Annotated in this window: 24 protein-coding genes; 18 read left to right on the top strand and 6 right to left on the bottom strand. The window is 51.7% G+C overall.

All coding sequences use genetic code 11. The features are described 5' to 3' along the window. Positions 1 to 396 precede the first annotated feature (396 nt). From ACFSR7_RS05910 to ACFSR7_RS05885, 6 genes are all read left to right on the top strand, one after another. Positions 397 to 612: a hypothetical protein gene (locus ACFSR7_RS05910; RefSeq protein ID WP_378159626.1), complete on the top strand. Its 216-nt coding sequence runs from the start codon at positions 397 to 399 to the stop codon at positions 610 to 612. A gap of 249 nt (positions 613 to 861) precedes the next feature. Continuing rightward, entirely contained in the window at positions 862 to 1044 is a 183-nt protein-coding gene (locus ACFSR7_RS05905) for a hypothetical protein (protein ID WP_378159625.1), read from the top strand. A gap of 39 nt (positions 1045 to 1083) precedes the next feature. Continuing rightward, positions 1084 to 1485: a hypothetical protein gene (locus ACFSR7_RS05900; RefSeq protein ID WP_378159624.1), complete on the top strand. Its 402-nt coding sequence runs from the start codon at positions 1084 to 1086 to the stop codon at positions 1483 to 1485. A 104-nt stretch (positions 1486 to 1589) separates the two neighbouring features. Continuing rightward, positions 1590 to 2183 (top strand): hypothetical protein, encoded by a 594-nt coding sequence (locus ACFSR7_RS05895; RefSeq protein ID WP_378159623.1) that lies wholly within the window; start codon positions 1590 to 1592, stop codon positions 2181 to 2183. A 93-nt stretch (positions 2184 to 2276) separates the two neighbouring features. Next, entirely contained in the window at positions 2277 to 2474 is a 198-nt protein-coding gene (locus ACFSR7_RS05890) for a hypothetical protein (protein WP_378159622.1), read from the top strand. A gap of 2 nt (positions 2475 to 2476) precedes the next feature. Continuing rightward, a complete protein-coding gene (locus ACFSR7_RS05885) occupies positions 2477 to 2875 on the top strand; it encodes a hypothetical protein (protein ID WP_378159621.1) in 399 nt (132 codons plus the stop codon). Positions 2876 to 2914: 39 nt separating this feature from the next. On the opposite strand, the gene ACFSR7_RS05880 is transcribed toward ACFSR7_RS05885, so the two are convergent. After that, positions 2915 to 3364 carry a hypothetical protein gene (locus ACFSR7_RS05880; protein ID WP_378159620.1) on the bottom strand — a complete coding sequence of 150 codons (450 nt, stop codon included), beginning with the start codon at positions 3362 to 3364 and terminating at the stop codon, positions 2915 to 2917. Between the two features lie 139 nt (positions 3365 to 3503). On the opposite strand from ACFSR7_RS05880, the gene ACFSR7_RS05875 reads away from it, so the two are divergent. Then, positions 3504 to 3869, top strand: a complete 366-nt coding sequence (locus ACFSR7_RS05875; protein WP_378159619.1) for a hypothetical protein — start codon at positions 3504 to 3506, stop codon at positions 3867 to 3869. Between the two features lie 76 nt (positions 3870 to 3945). Then, on the top strand, positions 3946 to 4890 hold the full coding sequence (locus tag ACFSR7_RS05870) for a hypothetical protein (protein ID WP_378159618.1): 945 nt from the start codon (positions 3946 to 3948) through the stop codon (positions 4888 to 4890). A gap of 90 nt (positions 4891 to 4980) precedes the next feature. Here ACFSR7_RS05870 and ACFSR7_RS05865 read toward each other — a convergent pair whose 3' ends face one another. Then, the gene (locus tag ACFSR7_RS05865) at positions 4981 to 5508 is read right to left on the bottom strand and encodes a hypothetical protein (RefSeq protein WP_378159617.1); all 528 of its coding nucleotides are present in this window, start codon (positions 5506 to 5508) and stop codon (positions 4981 to 4983) included. Between the two features lie 45 nt (positions 5509 to 5553). Beyond that, positions 5554 to 5919: a hypothetical protein gene (locus ACFSR7_RS05860; RefSeq protein ID WP_378159616.1), complete on the bottom strand. Its 366-nt coding sequence runs from the start codon at positions 5917 to 5919 to the stop codon at positions 5554 to 5556. A gap of 239 nt (positions 5920 to 6158) precedes the next feature. Here ACFSR7_RS05860 and ACFSR7_RS05855 point away from each other — a divergent pair, with 239 nt between their 5' ends. Beyond that, positions 6159 to 6329 carry a hypothetical protein gene (locus tag ACFSR7_RS05855; RefSeq protein WP_378159615.1) on the top strand — a complete coding sequence of 57 codons (171 nt, stop codon included), beginning with the start codon at positions 6159 to 6161 and terminating at the stop codon, positions 6327 to 6329. A gap of 294 nt (positions 6330 to 6623) precedes the next feature. Here the strand turns inward: ACFSR7_RS05855 and ACFSR7_RS05850 are convergent, their stop codons facing one another. Continuing rightward, entirely contained in the window at positions 6624 to 6833 is a 210-nt protein-coding gene (locus ACFSR7_RS05850) for a hypothetical protein (protein WP_378159614.1), read from the bottom strand. A gap of 74 nt (positions 6834 to 6907) precedes the next feature. Here ACFSR7_RS05850 and ACFSR7_RS05845 point away from each other — a divergent pair, with 74 nt between their 5' ends. Continuing rightward, positions 6908 to 7600 (top strand): hypothetical protein, encoded by a 693-nt coding sequence (locus ACFSR7_RS05845; protein WP_378159613.1) that lies wholly within the window; start codon positions 6908 to 6910, stop codon positions 7598 to 7600. 175 nt (positions 7601 to 7775) lie between these two features. Here the strand turns inward: ACFSR7_RS05845 and ACFSR7_RS05840 are convergent, their stop codons facing one another. Then, on the bottom strand, positions 7776 to 8279 hold the full coding sequence (locus ACFSR7_RS05840) for a helix-turn-helix transcriptional regulator (RefSeq protein ID WP_378159612.1): 504 nt from the start codon (positions 8277 to 8279) through the stop codon (positions 7776 to 7778). Between the two features lie 1056 nt (positions 8280 to 9335). Here ACFSR7_RS05840 and ACFSR7_RS05835 point away from each other — a divergent pair. From ACFSR7_RS05835 to ACFSR7_RS05820, 4 genes are all read left to right on the top strand, one after another. Next, a complete protein-coding gene (locus ACFSR7_RS05835; protein ID WP_378159611.1) occupies positions 9336 to 10712 on the top strand; it encodes a cyclic nucleotide-binding domain-containing protein in 1377 nt (458 codons plus the stop codon). Positions 10713 to 10980: 268 nt separating this feature from the next. Next, positions 10981 to 11658 carry a hypothetical protein gene (locus tag ACFSR7_RS05830; protein WP_378159610.1) on the top strand — a complete coding sequence of 226 codons (678 nt, stop codon included), beginning with the start codon at positions 10981 to 10983 and terminating at the stop codon, positions 11656 to 11658. A 64-nt stretch (positions 11659 to 11722) separates the two neighbouring features. Continuing rightward, complete coding sequence (locus ACFSR7_RS05825) at positions 11723 to 12109, top strand: gamma-glutamylcyclotransferase family protein (RefSeq protein ID WP_378159609.1); 387 nt, start codon at positions 11723 to 11725, stop codon at positions 12107 to 12109. A 46-nt stretch (positions 12110 to 12155) separates the two neighbouring features. Continuing rightward, positions 12156 to 12479, top strand: coding sequence for a hypothetical protein (locus tag ACFSR7_RS05820; protein ID WP_378159608.1), 324 nt, complete (start codon positions 12156 to 12158; stop codon positions 12477 to 12479). Positions 12480 to 12488: 9 nt separating this feature from the next. On the opposite strand, the gene ACFSR7_RS05815 is transcribed toward ACFSR7_RS05820, so the two are convergent. Continuing rightward, positions 12489 to 12770, bottom strand: coding sequence for a hypothetical protein (locus tag ACFSR7_RS05815; RefSeq protein WP_378159607.1), 282 nt, complete (start codon positions 12768 to 12770; stop codon positions 12489 to 12491). Between the two features lie 85 nt (positions 12771 to 12855). Here ACFSR7_RS05815 and ACFSR7_RS05810 point away from each other — a divergent pair, with 85 nt between their 5' ends. The 4 genes from ACFSR7_RS05810 (at position 12856) to ACFSR7_RS05795 (ending at position 17228) form a co-directional block, all read left to right on the top strand. Next, positions 12856 to 13422 carry a biotin/lipoyl attachment domain-containing protein gene (locus ACFSR7_RS05810; protein ID WP_378159606.1) on the top strand — a complete coding sequence of 189 codons (567 nt, stop codon included), beginning with the start codon at positions 12856 to 12858 and terminating at the stop codon, positions 13420 to 13422. Beyond that, positions 13419 to 14474 carry a copper amine oxidase N-terminal domain-containing protein gene (locus tag ACFSR7_RS05805; RefSeq protein WP_378159605.1) on the top strand — a complete coding sequence of 352 codons (1056 nt, stop codon included), beginning with the start codon at positions 13419 to 13421 and terminating at the stop codon, positions 14472 to 14474. The genes ACFSR7_RS05810 and ACFSR7_RS05805 overlap by 4 nt, the downstream gene beginning before the upstream one ends. 474 nt (positions 14475 to 14948) lie before the next feature. Further along, entirely contained in the window at positions 14949 to 16568 is a 1620-nt protein-coding gene (locus tag ACFSR7_RS05800) for a glycoside hydrolase family 78 protein (protein WP_378159604.1), read from the top strand. A gap of 285 nt (positions 16569 to 16853) precedes the next feature. Continuing rightward, positions 16854 to 17228 carry a hypothetical protein gene (locus ACFSR7_RS05795; protein ID WP_378159603.1) on the top strand — a complete coding sequence of 125 codons (375 nt, stop codon included), beginning with the start codon at positions 16854 to 16856 and terminating at the stop codon, positions 17226 to 17228. Positions 17229 to 17233 lie beyond the last annotated feature (5 nt).

Genomic DNA, 17233 nt, shown 5'->3' with positions numbered 1-17233 from the left:
GGATCCTGATGCACCTGGCCGTACTCTGCCGGCGGCCGCGACCGCTGCCGGCCAGCGCCGGCGTACGATCGGAGATCCGGATGCGCCTGGCCACCTCTGCCGGCGGCCGCGATGTCGGCCGTTCAACCAGGAGCGAGCTGCAGCTGCATCGCGCTGCCGGCCGGCGCCGGCGTACTATCGGAGATCCGGATGCGCCTGGCCACGCTCTACCGGCGGCCACGACGTCGGGCGTACAACCAGGAGCGATTGTAGCTGCTTCGCGCAGCCGAACGTCGCTGGCGCACGACCAAGGCATCGGATGCGCTAGGAATGCTCAGAAGGAAGCCGCGTCGTAGCTCGCGTTTCCGGCCGGTGCCGGGCACGAGGCTAGAATAGATAATGAATTAGGGTGAGTTCATGACCGATCAAGAACGGTTAGTTTGGGCTGAAGGAGAACTTGAACGTCTTAAAGTAGTAATCTTTGAACAGATCCAGCAGAACGCTATTCTTCGCCGGGAGAACACTCAATTAAAAGAGCAGCTGGCTGGCCGAACCATAACGGATAAAGAAGAGAGATTACTCAGGATCGCAAATTCTATTTTGGATGAGTTGTCCGCCGAGACCCCTAAATGACTGGATGTGTTTATAGCAAAATGAAATCTGGTGAGATAGAGAAAGGCGCAACATACCATAACGGCGAAATTATAAATTCAAGTAAGTATAAAGCGAGAGAGATAACTGGTTTTGACGGTATCAATGGAGTGAATTACATCGACGTTGGTTCAGGAAGAATAGGAAATTGTTCACTTGGACAGTTCTGCAAGTGGTCCAAAGGAAAAGTATCATAATGAATAATTCCGTGTTTGCAAAGGAGTGAAAAAAATGAAAATTGAAGTTTACGAAAATCATGACGGAAGCAAGTTGGTCGCTATGTTGGTGGCGGACGATGAATCGGAACGTGAGTTAGTAAGGTCGGAAGTTGGCAGCGACGATCTATTGAACAAAATCGATGCAATGAATTTGTCGCATCTGACAGTGACATTTCACTGGGCGTCTGCCAAGTAATTCCATGAATAATTAGTTGTATTGGGGCGGGGGCAAATAATGCTTGTAGAGCATCGACATATTCAAAAAGTGGAGCTTTATAATTTTATCGGCCGTAGCCTGACATCTGAGAATCGGATTCCTGAAGATGAACTTATACATCAGGCCATTGATTGGGTACTTGGCCAACGCAGATTAAATAGAAACACTATTTTCGCACCAGGAGTTAGAGGATTCGCCGCTGTGAAGGTATGGCTATCAAACCCTAAATTATTTCTAGCAGCGCAAGAGATAGTCACCATTGAGCGGCGCATTGGACGGACTGGCCTCATAAGGTCCGAAGTGTATGTAAATAGTCGACCCTTTACACTAAAGTTTGTACAGGAAATGATTTCTACTCCATACGACGAGACAACGATAGCCATGCTAAATGTAATTGATCGAAAATACGCACAACTTTGAATATTGTGTTGTAGGTTTTAGATAGACTAAATCAATATTTATACTGGTATATTGTGCATAATGTTGTGGCTTAAGCAAGCTTTTATATCGGGGGACATCACTTAATGGCTGTGCTTGTAGGAAATTTCGGCGAAAATTATAAGATCAAAAACTACTTAGTTCAATCGCTTTTGGCTAATAAGTATTTACAGGTAGTGATGTCAGAAGAGTTGTACCACCAGGAATTCAGAGAGTTCTTCAAAAAAACTCTCGGTATCAACGAAAACTGTATCTCCATCGAAGCTGGATCTGTTCTCGTTTCTTATAATCCAACAGAAATTGAAGAAGCCGAAACATATGATTTGCGAGAAGATCCAGAGCCTACCAAAGCATATATTCGAGATTGTCTGGCAAATGACAAGCCCTTTTTGGTGAAAATGAAGCTCCAATATTATGACAAACACTTTGTTGGGATTCTCGATAACTTGCTTCGCCAATATTCCAGTCCAGACTTTGATTTTATTATTCAAGATGATTTCGCTGTAATCAAATATAAAAACGAAGCGATGGTTGGCACATGTGAATATTGCAATTCCGAAAATGTAAAGGTTAAAGAGTATGATTTAGGTGATGGTGAATCGGCAATTGGTTGCATTGATGAAGATCGTTGTAAGCGTCAGATGATGTACAACGAATATGGGGCGAGTGCACCGAAATGAATAGCTCCGTGTGAGGAAAGAAGGAGATTAGAGACTGCGCAGTTGTGCCCCTAGCGACATGGCCAGCTTTCTCATATCAGGGAGGTTGTATAAATGAGTGAGCAGAAACAGGAACTAGAATTTAATATTCCTTCGCCGCTCAAGTGGAGGCTGAGCAATTCTCGTATCGCTGAAGATACAAACTGGAGGCTTTACACAGGATATTGCCTCAATGCTTGTATGGAAAGGAAAAGTCCAATCAGTTTTGAGGAATGGATGAATTGGACATCCCCCAAAAACGAAGGAGGCTAAACATGAACTTCCTTTTTGCAAAAACCTTTTTTTATTGCTTAAATCTCATAGGGGCTTTAGGTATCTTATCCGCAGTATTCTTCTATTGGCCACTGCACGAACTAGGACTAAACAGCAGCTGGTACCAACATCCTTTGACGATTGTTATAACTGGTGCATTTATAATTATTCTTTCTACGATAGTCATTATGTACATTGAAAAACAACAAAAGGAAGCTAAGCAAAGTAAAATTTCAGATGTTAGTGTGCTGTCTGATCCATCGGTCTTTAGAAAATCGTATAACCTCAGTACAAACTTCTCTGATTCCTCTAGAAGGGCGGACGCAAAGAATACTGAGGAAAGGACATCTAAGACTTTTCATTTTGTTGCTTCAAAGAAGAAAGATGAAGGTAGTAAATAAGGCTAATGCGACTGGCCAATGCTGTATTCGAAGAGGGTATCAACGGTGGCCAGCGTGATCTGAAGCGATCGGCAACCAGGAGTCGGGAACGTCGCGGCCGGCACGGCGACGAGGAGCTGCTGCAGCAGAAGGCGCCGGCTGGTGGCCAGCGTGATCTGAAGCGATCGGCAACCAGGAGTCGGGAACGTCGCGGCCGGCGCGGTGCTCGAGGAGCTGCTGGGCCGAAGGCCCCGGCGGATGGCCAACGAAATCTACAGTGATCGGCAACAAGGAGTCGGAGACGTCGCGGCCGGCACGGCGATCGAGGAGCTGCTGCAGCAGAAGGCGCCGGCGGATGGTCAGCGGGATCTGCAGCGATCGGCAACCAGGAGTCGGGAACGTCGCGGCCGGCACGGCGACGAGGAGCTGCTGCAGCAGAATGCGCCGGCGGTTGGCCAGCGGGATCTGCAGCGATCGGCAACCAGGAGTCGGGAACGTCGCGGCCGGCACGGTGCTCGAGGAACTGCTGCAGCAGAAGGCGCCGGTGCGTGGCCATCGTGCTGGCTATAGTTTCGAAAACAGATGCATTAAAGGCACTTGTTCTCCTAGAAGTTAACTCTTCTATTGAATAAGATTCGGAGCTGACTTTATGAAACATAAGCTAGTTACAGAACGGCTGGTATACGTCTTGCGGCTTGAGGATAATGGATACTTTATTGGACAGATTGAAGTAGAGGAACTTCCCCAAATTACGACTCTTTATCAAAATTCCTCTTTAACATGGAACAGACAGCGACGTGCACTTGGTTTAAATGAAGCGTTAAGTCTGGGTAGCTGCACGTTTGCGGAAGCCCGTCAGAAAGAAAATGAAGTCACAGTACAATATATGAGTCTGTATGGCATATCCAATGTCCGTGGTGGCGACTTTACAGCTAGTCGTGACTCGACGGTTTTAAAACAATGGATGGCATACGACGAAGAAGGGCTTTGGGATCTCAATCAAGCTGGGCAATAGCTTCAAAAAAGGCTTTTCAGAAAGATATAGAGAACGTAAAATCATTAATAGCCTATTTGTGTAAGGGGAGTCAGTAATGACAACCAGATTTAACTTAACTGGAGTCGTGGAAGAAGTAAAGACCATTCCCCACCCAGATTCTCCTGCGGGGAATCTTTATTTATTGATTTTTCAAGAGGACGGGCCTTCAGAAATTCACGAGGGACTGCCTCTTCCAGGGCGCGTTAAAATCTCCGTTACTCTATCCCAAAATATGTATTCTACAATGCAGGCACAATATCATGAGATGGGAGCTGCCATTGAAGGGAGTACGGTAGCTTTTGCCGGCTGGATTTCTGCGTCCCTCAGCTGGGAACATGGGGGAATTGTTTTTATTCCAAGTGGCGTTAACTCTATTTCCTATCAAATGTTTAAGGATCCGAAGCCCAAAATCCAAGAGGACAAGCTGTTATGGCCAGAACGTCGCATTATCGTGCCGGATGAATTCCTCAGAAATCCTCCTAAACAAGAAAAGCTTCAGGCTGCGCAAAATTTCATTTCCGAACATGGGCAAATGGAGAAGCCTTGTGAAGTTGAGTTAGATGCGGATGGACAAAGAGTCCATTTAAAGGATGGATATGCAAAGTTTTTAGCTGCAAAGAGATTAGGACATAAGTTTATTTGGGTCGATGGCGAAAGCTTGGCTCCCGTTAAAGAGCGCCTTACAAAAAAGAATAATAACTCCAACTCGATATTAAAGTCAGTTTCAGAGGATGCCCGCGAACAGCAACCTGATGCTGGAGAAGAAAAAATCCGTCGTATTATGTGGCCAATAGAACTCCTTGAAGTACCAGAGACATTTAAGGTTCCTCGAGACGAGAAGATCCAGGCTGCAATCGATTATTTTAATAAACACAGAGAAATGGATAAGCCCATCGAAGTTCGTCCATTGGGTGATGGGCGCATGCTTTTGCAGGATAGCTATGCGCGTTATCTAGCATCAAAGAAGCTAGGAAGAGAACGGGTGTGGATTATCCATTAACGGTAGCAGCTAATTAACGCGTTGCGACTTAGAGGGGGTGCTGACGTCTTTGGAGGCATCCTATAACTGCAAATAGACATGAAAAAACCGCTAATTGGCGGGTTTTTTTATTTGTGCACAAGGATCTGCAGCGATCGACCAACAGGAGTGGGCGACGTCGCGGCTGGCGTGGTACACGAGGAGCATCTGCAGTAGAGGGCGCCGGCGGGCGGCGGTGAATCCGGATCTGCTGCAGCGATCGGAAACAAGGAGTCGACGAAGCAACTGCAGCTGAAGGCGCCATCGGCCGGCCGTGTCATCCGGATCTGCAGCGATGGGCAACCAGGAGCTGGCGATGTCGCGGCCGGTGCTGCGCTCGAGGAGCTGCTGCAGCTGAAGGCACCGGCGGTCGGCCGTGGCATCCGGATCTGCAGCGATCGTCAACCAGGCGCCGGCGACGTCGCGGCCGGCGCGGCGCTCGAGGAGCAGCGGCTGCTGAAGGCGCCGGCGGGCGGCCGTGTCATTCGGATCTGCAGCGATCGTCAACCAGGCGCCAGCGACGTCGCGGCCGGCGCGGCGCTCGAGGAACAGCTGCAGCTGAAGGCACTGGCGGTCCGGCCGCTGCATCCGGATCTGCATCGATCGACAACCAGGAGTTGGCGACGTCGCGGCCGACGGTCCGCGCTAAAGGAGCAACTGCAGCCGAAGGCGCCGACGGGCGGCCGTGGCATCCGGATCTGCAGCGATCGTCAACCAGGCTCCGGCGATGTCGCGGTCGGCGGCGCTCGAGGGAGCAGCTGGTGTCAGCGGCCCGGCCGTGTCATCCGGATCTGCAGCGATCGGCAACAAGGTGCTGGTGGCATCGCGGCCGGTGCTGCGTTCGAGCAGCAGCTGCAGCTGAAGGCGCCATCGGACGGCCGTGTCAACCGGATCTGCAGCGATCGTCAACCAGGCGCTGGCGATGTCGCGGCCGGTGCTGCGCTCGAGGAGCTGCTGCAGCTGAAGACGCCGGCGGACGGCCGTGGCATCCGGATCTGCAGCGATCGTCAACCAGGCGCCGGCGACGTCGTGGCCAGCGCGGCGCTCGAGGAGCAGCTGCAGCTGAAGGTGCCGGCGCGCGGCCGGCCGTGGCATCCGGATCTGCGGCGATCGGCAACCTGGTGCCGGCGCCGCCGCGGCCGGTGCTCGAGAGATGAAGGAGCCAGCGCGGCCGGCCGTGACATCCGGATTTGCAGCGATCGGTAACCAGGCGCCGGCGACGCGGCTGCCGGCACGCGCTCGAGGAGCAGATGCAACTAAAGGCGCCGGCGGACGGCCGTAGCACCCGGATCTGCAGCGATCGTCAACCAGGCGCCAGCGACGTCGCGGCCGGCGCTGTGCTCGAGGAACTGCAGCTGAAGGCGCAGGCGTGCGGCCGGCCGTGGCATCCAGATCTGCAGCGATCGTCAGCCAGGCGCTAGTGACGTCACGCCCGGCGCGGCGCTCGAGCAGCTGCAGCTGCAGGCGCCGGCGCGTGGCCCGGTCGTGGCATCCGGATCTGCAGCGATCGTCAACCAGGCGCTGACGACGACGCGGCCAGCGCGGCGCTCGAGGATCTGCTGCAGCTGCAGACGCCGGCAGCCGGCCGCGTCATCCGGAGCTGTGGCGATCGGCAACCAGGTGCCAGCGACGTTACGGCTGGCGCTGTGCTCGAAGAGCTGCAGCTGAAGGCGCAGACGTGCGGGCGGCCGTGGCATCCGGATCTGCAGCGATCGTCAGCCAGGCGCTAGCGACGTCACGCCCGGCGCGGCGCTCGAGCAGCTGCAGCTGCAGGCGCCGGCGCGCGGCCCGGTCGTGGCATCCGGATCTGCAGCGATCGTCAACCAGGCGCTGACGACGACGCGGCCAGCGCGGCGCTCGAGGATCTGCTGCAGCTGCAGACGCCGGCAGCCGGCCGCGTCATCCGGAGCTGTGGCGATCGGCAACCAGGTGCCAGCGACGTTACGGCTGGCGCTGTGCTCGAAGAGCTGCAGCTGAAGGCGCAGGCGTGCGGCCGGCCGTGGCATCCGGATCTGCAGCGATCGGCAGCCAGGCGCTAGCAACGTCACGCCCGGCGCGGCGCTCGAGCAGCTGCAGCTGCAGGCGCCGGCGCGCGGCCGGTCGTGGCATCCGGATCTGCAGCGATCGTCAACCAGGCGCTGGCGACGTCGCGGCCAGCGCGGCGCTCGAGGATCTGCTGCAGCTGAAGGCGCTGGCAGCCGGCCGCGTCATCCGGATCTGTGGCGATCGGCAACCAAGTGCCAGCGACGTTGCGGCTGGCGCTGTGCTCGAGCAGCTGCAGCTGAAGGCGCCGGCAGCCGGCTGCGTCATCCGGATCTGCGGCGATCGTCAAGAAGGTACCGGCGACGTTGCGGCTGGCGCTGTGCTCGAGGAGCTGCAGCTGAAGGTGCCGGCGCGGCCGGCCGTGGCATCCGGATCTGCAGCGATTCGTCAACCAGGCGCTAGCGATGTCACGCCCGGCGCGGAGCTCGAGCAGCTGCAGCTGAAGGCGCAGGCGTGCGGCCGTCCGTGGCATCCGGATTTGCAACGATCGTCAACCAGGCGCTGGAGACGTCGTGGCTGGCTCTGTGCTGAGGAGCTGCAGCTGAAGGCGCCGGTGGCCGCCGGCATCCGGATCTTCTGCGAAGGGGAACCAGGAGTCGGCGACTCGTGGCCGGTGCGGCGCTCGAGGAGCTGCAGTGAGCAAAGGTAGCTGGCGCGGCGGGGCGGCAGCTGCAGCTGAAGGCGCCGGCGGCTGTCATTGTCACCTGTAGTTATCAGTCACCAGGTACCGCGACAGCACGGCTGATGGGGCTGAGCGAGGGGAGCACCTACCTGGATTTGGCCAGAGCTAATAAAAAAACTGCCGATTGAGTGCATCAGCAGTTTTATTCCCCTATGTTACTGTAGAATTCTTTGATGTGATATGGACTTACATCCAGTACCTTAGCAATTTTCAGACCAATACGGATTGTTGCCTCTGAACTTCCGTACTCAATGTTCTGATAGTGTCTACGCGATATCTCGCATAAGCTTGCCATTTCTTCCTGAGTCCTCTTAAAGCGTTTGCGAACCTGTTTAAGAGATATCTGCTTCTTAACATCAATTTCTTTTACATCCGGTCGAGTCACCGAAGCAGGTGGGGCGCTTGTCTTAACAGAGGGTTCACGCTTGGGATGTTTTGTTACTTTACTTACAGGAATTCTTTCATACCATTCATCTATGTAATACGGGTTCACGTCCAGGAACTTTGCAATATGGAGGCCGATTTTCATAGTAGGATCTCCACGATCATACTCAATACTCTGGTAGTACCGCCTTGATATTCTGCAATGTTCGGCCACTTCAGTTTGTGTTTTTCTGGCACGTTTTCGCGCCTGAACTAATTTCATATTACCCTCCTAAACAAACCAATGGCCTATGTATCCATGATAGTAGAGAGGAGGGGAGTTGTAGACGATGTATAATGCGCATATCGATCATGGAAATTATTAATCTTTACTTAGAGAAAACACTAGATAAAAGTGTGAATAATTTTTTATTTTACAAGTTGAAATCAATTCTGGAGAACCATTTTGGGGATGAGAAATGTAGGATATTAAGGGGTTTTGTCGTGAGCTTGGAGATTTTGTGTGGATAGAAAAATAAAAAAGGTTGCGAGAGTCTCGCAACCCCGTCTATAATGTGGATAACAAATTACATAAAAATGGCTTCCCACCCGTCCAAAGTAGAGGAAGCCATTTTAAACCGTTGGTGCTCTTTGTTTTAATCATACCTATTTCAAAGAGCAATTGCAAGTCTCGGGGGAAGATTTTCTTTTATCTTCCCCCGTGGGGAGCCCTTTTTATGGGCCTAACTATGCTGTCTAACGGTGGTTCGGAGATCTTAGGATCTCTGACCACCTTTTTTATTTACAGGCAGGCGTGACCGTTGAAGTGGCATTCAACGTCATGACAGGAAAAAGCCCTGGGGTGGCACCCAGGGCGGTTGGCAGATTTCCGGTGGTTCATGGTGTGGCAGCCATGAACAAAACTAAAAATTTGATACTTACCCGAAAGCCTCAATTTGAAAAAAATTGAGCGCAAATCGGTCGTCTTTCTTATTGCCCTTAACCCCAATTTTTCTCGAAAAAAAATTGAGCGTTATGAGCCGTCTTTCTTATTGCCTTTTTTGGTATTGCCATTATAGCAACGACTTTTTAATAGCACAAGGTGCATTGGTAGATGTAAATTTTTCATCTAAATCCTGCTCGGGGGGCTTGACAAATGTCGGTTAGTTCTTCAATCCCATCAACGCCGGCTATAGGGCGAGCTAAATCGTGGATCCAAAGTGTTACGAACACTCATAGGGCACTACTCTCTTACATATACGATCATCATCTAACCGAACAGACGATGCCAAATAACACCTCCAATTATTCTCCGCAGAATATGCATGGATGGACGGCATTGGCATTTGATGTTGCCGGAATGAGTCAAAAGCCGGCAAATGCTAGAAGCTTACCGAGCCTACTCTATAAGATAGAGAAACAAGGATATACCTACTACCGTCCTAATCTTTCTTACACGTCTGCTAGCCATAAAAAACGACAACTGCGGTGGCTCGTCAGTCTAATTTTTGATTTTGATGCAGAACACCTGGTTCAGTTAAAAATAAATTCTCATGTAGAACTTATTCGTCATGTCGAGTCATTCGGCTATGTAGTAAGCGGAGTGATTAAAACCAGCAGCGGATTCCACGTCTATCTTCCGATGAACCCGGTAAGAGGCTGCTGGAATGGAGCGAGCACTATCCAACGATATGATGAAGTGCTCAAGAGCATTGCACGGCAAATCGGATCGGATCCAGCAGCAGCGTCTGCGGAACATTACTTTCGCGCACCCAACAAGGCGAATGTCGTATATTTTTTTCCTGCGGACAAGCCTGATTTTGATTTTTATGAGAGAGCTGTCGAGGAACTTAATAATCGTTCTGAGAGCAGATCAGAACAGGTTTGGTTCGGACGGATGATGAGCCAGCCGGCGATGCTACGCTTACTATCTGGAGATTTCAATACGAGCGCTTGGGCAAATGCCGAGAATGGCGGCCGAAAGGTCGGACGTAACAATGCAGCATTTACATTAGCGCTTGGAATGAAGTTTGATGGTTGGACAATCGAGCAGGCATTGAACGAACTTTCAGTTTGGTTTCACTCTCGAATCAATAAAAAAGGATTTGTCTGGAGAGAAGTCCAGAACGCTGTTCGTCATGCCTATGAGGGGCAATACAAGGGGCCATCTGCGCGTTACGTAGAAGCTTTTACAGGAATGAAGCTCCGCCCACTGTCCAAGAGAAAAGCCAAAGAAGAGAAAACGCGGATGCAGTTTAAGGAGACAGAGGAAATCTTAATTACATATCTTCAGCGGTATTATCTCGAGTTTCAGAAGGACCTCTGCATGAGCCAGGCTGAGCTGGCCAAGAGGATAGGGGTGAAGCTGCGGTCTCTGCAGCATGTACTGAAAGAGATGCAGAAAACAGGAGCCTTGACCCTAGAGACCAGAAGAGAAGGCAGGTCCAATGTTTCAATGTACTTTTTGTCAGAAGAACTGTTACCTCAAGAAAAGGCAGAAGAGGCAGAGCCGGTTGTGACAGCCGGACCCCAAGACGGTACAGCTGCTCCGGCAGATACCGAGAAGGCTGTCTGGGAGGCGCCTAGAGCTCCACAAGCAAAGCTAGCAGCGGTCTTAAGAATTCACTCCGCAATCGCGTTTACTTCTTTTTTTGAGCTATTGGTCTCGCGAACAAGATTAATTCTTCCGCATTTGCTCGATCCTGATGGTGGATAACTGTTCCGTAGCAATTAGTTTTAGTGCCGGCTTTTGTTGGGGAGCTCCGTCACGATCGTTCCTGGATGCAGCTCGATGCGGATCTGCTGGGGAGCTCCGTCGTGATCGTTCCTGGATGCAGCTCGATGCGGATCTGCTGGGGAGCTCCGTCGCGATCGTTCCTGGATGCAGCTCGATGCGGATCTGCTGGGGAGCTCCGTCGCGATCGTTCCTGGATGCAGCTCGATGCGGATCTGCTGGGGAGCTCCGTCGCGGATCCGGAGAAACGGTGGCCAACGCCGGCGACGACCTGGTGCATTGGCGGCCGCGCCGCGGATCCGGAGAAACGGTGGTCAACGCCGGCAGCGACCTGGTGCATTGGCGGCCGCGCCGCGGATCCGGAGAAACGGTGGCCAACGCCGGCAGCGACCTGGTGCATTGGCGGCCGCGCCGCGAATCCGGAGAAACGGTGGCCAACGCCGGCGACGACCTGGTGCATTGGCGGCCGCGCCGCGGATCCGGAGAAACGGTGGCCAACGCCGGCGACGACCTGGTACATTGGCGGCCGCGCCGCGGATCTGGAGAAACGGTGGTCAACGCCGGCGACGACCTGGTGCATTGGCGGCTGCGCCGCGAATCCGGAGAAACGGTGGCCAACGCCGGCGACGATCTGGTGCATTGGCGGCCGCGCCGCGGATCCGGAGAAACGGTGGCCAACGCCGGCAGCGACCTGGTGCATTGGCGGCCGCGCCGCGAATCCGGAGAAACGGTGGTCAACGCCGGCGACGACCTGGTGCATTGGCGGCCGCGCTGCGAATCCGGAGAAACGTTGGCCAACGCCGGCGACGACCTGGTGCATTGGCGGCCGTGCCGCAGATCCGGAGAAACGGTGGCCAACGCCGATGGCGAGTTTCAAGGTCGCATCAAATGGCGTACAATAGTGCGCAAAATATTTGTTTACAAATAGTTACATATGGAATAAAATTGAAATAGTAATTACTAAATCAAACGATATAAGGGGTGCTCAGTCCATGAATAGCGATCTCATTAAGGTTTTTGTATACGGAACTCTGATGACCGGCGAACGAAATCATCATGTTATCCGAAATTTCGTTGAAAATGTGAACGAAGGAAGCGTACAGGCACGTCTTGTTAATGCTGGAGCCTTTCCTGCGGTTCTTCTTTCGGAAAATGATCAATCGGTCGTACGCGGCCAATGGATTACTATTCGTTCTGAAGGACTCAAGGCAACGGATCGTCTAGAAGGGTATGAAGGTCCAAATAAGCAAAATTTTTACGATCGTGTCTGGATTTCCGATATTAGTAATGAGCATCAAGGATGGATTTATATTTGGAAGCATGATCATGGTCTTCCTGAAATAGTCGGTGGTTCATGGAAAGATAGAGAAATCGCTTAATCTTGACTGATCGAGTGACACCTTTTTGAATGAGGAGGGCATTTCTTTGCCTAATGAAAAGGGATGGTTTACGAAAGAGGAGGCACATGAAAGTGGGCTTCCTCTCTGGATGAAGGTAGATAGCAAGAAACCCGGTAAATGGACAAAAAAACCATATGCGAATGCTGTGCTCCTAACCAGGACTCGATGTAATCAGCTTAAGATGCCAGCACTGCAAAATGGTAAGGAAGCTTCAAGTGCGCTTAAATATAACAATGCTGAAAGCAGTAAGTATCGCTACGTACCGCTCTTTGACAGATCAAGTGTATTTGAAGCCGGTGAGCTGTCCTACGATATCTTACTAGATGGAGAATTAATGACTGCAGACTAACTTCTAAGGCTAGCGCGACGGTACGAAGCAGTTGCAGCTGAAGGCGCCGGCGGCTGGCCGTGTCATCCGGATCTGCAGCGGTTGGGAACCAGGTGCCGCCGATGTCGCGGCCGCGCGGCGAACGATGAGCAGCTGCAGCTGAAGGCGCCGGCGGCCGGCCGTGTCATCCGGATCTGCAGCGATCGGCAACCAGATGCCGGCGACGTCGCGGCCGGCGCGGCGAACGATGAGCAGCTGCAGCTGAAGGCGCCGACGGCTGGCCGCGTCATTCGGATTTGCAGCGATCGACAACCATAGGGCGACGACACGCGGCCGGCGCGGCGAACGATGAGCAGCTGCAGCTGAAGGCGCCGGCGGCCGGCCGCGTCATCCGGATTTGCAGCGATCGGCGACCAGGGGTCGGCGACGTCGCGGCCGCGCGGCGAACGATGAGCAGCTGCAGCTGAAGGCACCGGCAGCCGGCCGTGTCATCCGGATCTGCAGCGATCGGCAACCAGGGGTCGCCGACGTCGCGGCCGGCGCGGCGAACGATGAGCAGCTGCAGCTGAAGGCGCCGGCGGCCGGCCGTGTCATCCGGATCTGCAGCGGTTGGGAACCAGGTGCCGGCAACGTCGCGGCCGGTGCGGCGAACGATGAGCAGCTGCAGCTGAAAGCGCCGGCGGCCGGGCGTGTCATCAGGATTTGCAGCGATCGGCAACCAGGTGCTGGTGACGACACGGTCTCCGCGCATGATGAGCAGCTGCAGCTGAAGGCGCCGGCGGCCGGCCGTGTCATCCGGGTCTGCAGCAATCGGCAACCAGAGGTCGGCGACGTCGCGGCCGGTTGCAGCGTCACGACCATGAAGTTTATGGCCACGAGTGGCTACAGCCACCGAAAAAATTACAAAACTGCTCCCTTGTCGAGCTGTTTTTATAAAACTGATAGAAAGAAGGTTCAGAAATGAGCAAAATGAAAAGTGTTAAGTCTCTGTTGGTGGGTCTCCTGCTGCTGCTCGTAATCCCGTTCCAGGCTGCATCTGCAGCCGGGGAGAAAGCGACATTCGTCATCGTCAACTATCAGCGCGTTGTTTTTCCAGACAACGTAGACCCTTACCTTGTAAAAGGCGTCACGATGGTGCCGGTACGTGGAGTATTCGAAAAAATGAATGCTGAAGTCACATGGAAAAAGAATGCTCAAAAGCAGATCGAGGTTACAGCAAAGCATTTCGGTGACGTTGTATTCATGACTGTCGGGAAAAAGGAAGCAGTTGTGAATGGAAAAACGGTATCTTTGGATTCGCCTCCGGAGCTTAAGAGCAATCGTGTTTCTGTACCTCTGCGCTTTATCTCAGAAGCATTCGGTGCAGGCGTTAAGTGGGTTCCTGCTTCATACAGTGGACATGCATACAACTATATTCGCATTGATGGCCAGTTCCGTTATCCAGCTGGAGAACAAACACTGGAAATGACGTCGCATTCTACGGGGTTCGGCGACCCGATCGACATAAAGTCGTTCCCGATCGTCGTTACCAACTCTAAGTTTAAAATCACTATCTATAATATCTCCAATTCTTACACGCTTTATAACGCACCCGATAGCTATTCTCTCAAAGCTAGCGCTACGAAGGATGGCGATCCGGATTTTGATGGGCTTACCAAGTACGGAGCCAAAAACTCCGGACTTATTCGAATCGATGCGGAGATCGAAGCTTTGTCTGAGGATGGGTTCCAACTGGATGAAATGACTCGTGGGAAAAACATCTTTTCTGTAACCTCTAAGGTGACTGATTCGGCCAATATGACAGTAGACGTTCCATCTGAGATCGCAAACGGAAGGTTTGGCCCGACGATGGTTGAGGGGTTTTTAAAGGCGCAGCTGCTTAAAAAAGGAGAAAAGGCAAGGGGCGTAGTAACGCTTGAGATTTATAATGCTGGGACTCCACAAAACGTCAAAATTGACTTGAATGGCAACGACACAACTGGTGTTTCTCTCAAGTTCCCTACCGTTAAGCCTTAATTTTAGGAGGATTGAATTTTGAAGATTTCACAGTCAATTCTGAGCACGCTTCTTGTTCTGCTTTTGTTGTTCGGACTAGCGGATGTTGCGGCAGCCGCAGGTGGCCATTGGGAATATTCGTCTGGATCTACCTCGTTAAGCTCTACAGGAAATTCGTCAGCTTCGGGCTCAGCTTCAAGTAATGTCGGATACGAGGTTACGAAAATCACTTCATCCTCTGCATCCATGGGATCTATTTCGGCAAGTTACTCGGGAACAACCGTTTCAGCGTCGTTCTCCGGAGGAACACCAAAGAAAGAAACAACCTGGATTCCAGGATCCACGAGCACCTATTGCGGCGCACCGACGAATGTATGCTCCTGGACGGCGAGTATCCCGGCCGACTCACGGAACGTCCAATGCGGGATTTCACCCTCGGGATCATGCTCTTTCAGCGGCGGCACGATATCGTACAGTGGCTCCGGATCCAACAATATGAATCCCAAAAACAGTAGCCAATCGGTTAGCGCCAGTGCATCAGATGGGGGTACAGACCAGCAAACGGCGGGATACGGAACAAATGCGGATATTGTTTTATCAACGGATACCGGGTCGTCTGGTGATGTATCCAGCTCGGCAGGAAATTGCTCTTTGGTGCATGCATGGGCTTCCGTATCGGCGAAAAGCCCCACCAAAGATAAAAAGGGGAATATTACAAAGCATACCTCAGCATCTGCATGGACGACCTGCAATGTCCAGAACTACTGGTATCTCTACTCAGGTTCAGGCTCTTATGAATATCCACAAACGGCAGACACCTGGAATTATTCAGGGACCGTGTCCTATGATTACAGGTATTGGGTTCCAAACAATATCCCAGTCGTTGGTTTGAGCAACAACGCTCCAGACCCGTTATACCGCAATACGCCTGTGCAGTTTTGTGGGACAGCTTATGATACAGACGGCACAATCGTAAGTACCCAATGGGGCGGAATCATATCCGGAACGGGTGTTGGGTGCAAGACCTGGACACCAACGACCTTGGGCGATTTCACGGCAAACTTTACTGCTACGGATAATGAAGGGGACAGCAATACGGCTTCCAACACCGTAAAAGTTATCAATCGCCTTCCAACCGTTACTGCAAAGAACAACGCTTCATCGCCGCAATATCGCTTTAAACCCGTCACCTTTACAGGAACAGCGAACGATCTAGACGGATCTATCGTGGCAACCAATTGGACGGGAGACGTTACAGGAGCCGGATATTCAAAAGCGTTTACGCCCACAGAGCTGGGTAATTACTCGGCCACCATTACAGTGACCGATAACGATGGCGGTAAAGCTTCCGCAACGACAAGTTTTAGCGTCGTGAACCAAAAGCCTGAAGTGGAGATTATCAGCCCGAAGGGTACACATTCGAACCCAGGGATTATTCCGGGAACATCAGGGGCGCTGAAATGGGATTTCACTGATGGAGACGGAGATCCTCAGACCAGTTACCGGGTTCGTGTTTATAAAGATGATGGCACCATATTTAAAGATTCTGGTCAGGTATACTCTGCTGCATCCTCGTATAACATTGCTGGCCTCACGCCTGGTGGCTTGTATAATTGGACGGTCACGGTCACGGATCCATATGACACAGTGGCATCTGCAGTGTCTTGGTTCCGAGCTGGCGAAAATTTCTCGGTTAACGAGGTTATACCAAGACAGCCGGTTGAAGAGGTCTCTAAGAACGTGAGCATGTTTATAGCCGGCAAATATGGACCTGATGACTTTCCGGTGGATGTTAAAGTGCAGAAGACACTTGGCGCCGGTGCAAACACGGTTGCTATTAAGCTGACTAGAACAGCATATGGCAAGACATGGACGGAAACGAAGAACATCAGCGTAGGCACGAGTGAGCAGACAGTAACGTTTACCGTTCCAAACGTTGAAACGCAAGACATTAGGAATTGGCAAAAAGCGAATAACAAATCGAATACATCATACGACAGCTTTAAATTTACCGCGACGTTAACGTATACTGGCGTCGAGATCGACTACTCCGATAACACAAAGACAGCACAATTCCGATCGGCAGAGTTTGGCCGCTCACAGCTTACACGTTAAAAACAACACTTTGTATAGCCTCCTTCATAGGGGGCTTTTTCTTTGTAAAATAAGCGCATTATACAGCGCAATTAAGATGGAAAAATAGACCACAATTATGGTAGAATAGAGTCGAATGGTGTATATTTTAGTAGTCGTTTTGGTGGAGTAATTGGTACTTATTTCTACAGATGAAACCCTAGTACTACAAAAAGGAGGGACGATTGTCTGAAACTTCCGGTCATTGCTTGGATCTTCACAATTTTTACTGTGATCCTCGTTGGATTGATTTTGGATAACGTTGTGATGCTGGCCAATCACAGTATGGTTCAAGGAGCTGCTGACGCAGCTGCGGATGCAGGCGCCAACCAGCGTCAACTCTTCATTTCCGATACAGATGAGCATGAATTTCTGATTGAGCCCGTGCAAGCTTCTACAGCAGCCATGGCAGCTTTCCAGAAAAATCTCCTCAACCTTCAGGCGATGGGAATTGATACATCTCGCGTCGAGAATCCCACTTTCACTTTCCCAGATAACTACACGATAAAAGTGGACGTTGAGCTGTCACACGATATGAAGTTCTCCGAATCTGTTCTAGAAAACGCATTTGACTCACAGACGGATCTGCAGACCATTCCCGATCACGTTGAGTCCGAATCCGATATCAATTATCGGAAATAAGGAGG

This window comes from Cohnella sp. GCM10020058, assembly GCF_042683485.1.
Classification (GTDB): Bacteria; Bacillota; Bacilli; order Paenibacillales; family Paenibacillaceae; genus Cohnella.
This window is presented reverse-complemented; position numbering and strand designations above follow the sequence as displayed.

Coding starts and splice junctions, on each gene's coding strand:
- ACFSR7_RS05800 (WP_378159604.1), top strand. CDS start 14,949: ATGAATCCCAAAAACAGTAGCCAATCGGTTAGCGCCAGTGCATCAGAT.
- ACFSR7_RS05875 (WP_378159619.1), top strand. CDS start 3,504: ATGAAACATAAGCTAGTTACAGAACGGCTGGTATACGTCTTGCGGCTT.
- ACFSR7_RS05905 (WP_378159625.1), top strand. CDS start 862: ATGAAAATTGAAGTTTACGAAAATCATGACGGAAGCAAGTTGGTCGCT.
- ACFSR7_RS05795 (WP_378159603.1), top strand. CDS start 16,854: ATGCTGGCCAATCACAGTATGGTTCAAGGAGCTGCTGACGCAGCTGCG.
- ACFSR7_RS05825 (WP_378159609.1), top strand. CDS start 11,723: ATGAATAGCGATCTCATTAAGGTTTTTGTATACGGAACTCTGATGACC.
- ACFSR7_RS05840 (WP_378159612.1), bottom strand. CDS start 8,279: ATGAAATTAGTTCAGGCGCGAAAACGTGCCAGAAAAACACAAACTGAA.
- ACFSR7_RS05805 (WP_378159605.1), top strand. CDS start 13,419: ATGAGCAAAATGAAAAGTGTTAAGTCTCTGTTGGTGGGTCTCCTGCTG.
- ACFSR7_RS05865 (WP_378159617.1), bottom strand. CDS start 5,508: ATGCAGATCCGGATGCAGCGGCCGGACCGCCAGTGCCTTCAGCTGCAG.
- ACFSR7_RS05910 (WP_378159626.1), top strand. CDS start 397: ATGACCGATCAAGAACGGTTAGTTTGGGCTGAAGGAGAACTTGAACGT.
- ACFSR7_RS05855 (WP_378159615.1), top strand. CDS start 6,159: ATGCAACTAAAGGCGCCGGCGGACGGCCGTAGCACCCGGATCTGCAGC.
- ACFSR7_RS05890 (WP_378159622.1), top strand. CDS start 2,277: ATGAGTGAGCAGAAACAGGAACTAGAATTTAATATTCCTTCGCCGCTC.
- ACFSR7_RS05885 (WP_378159621.1), top strand. CDS start 2,477: ATGAACTTCCTTTTTGCAAAAACCTTTTTTTATTGCTTAAATCTCATA.
- ACFSR7_RS05895 (WP_378159623.1), top strand. CDS start 1,590: ATGGCTGTGCTTGTAGGAAATTTCGGCGAAAATTATAAGATCAAAAAC.
- ACFSR7_RS05900 (WP_378159624.1), top strand. CDS start 1,084: ATGCTTGTAGAGCATCGACATATTCAAAAAGTGGAGCTTTATAATTTT.
- ACFSR7_RS05870 (WP_378159618.1), top strand. CDS start 3,946: ATGACAACCAGATTTAACTTAACTGGAGTCGTGGAAGAAGTAAAGACC.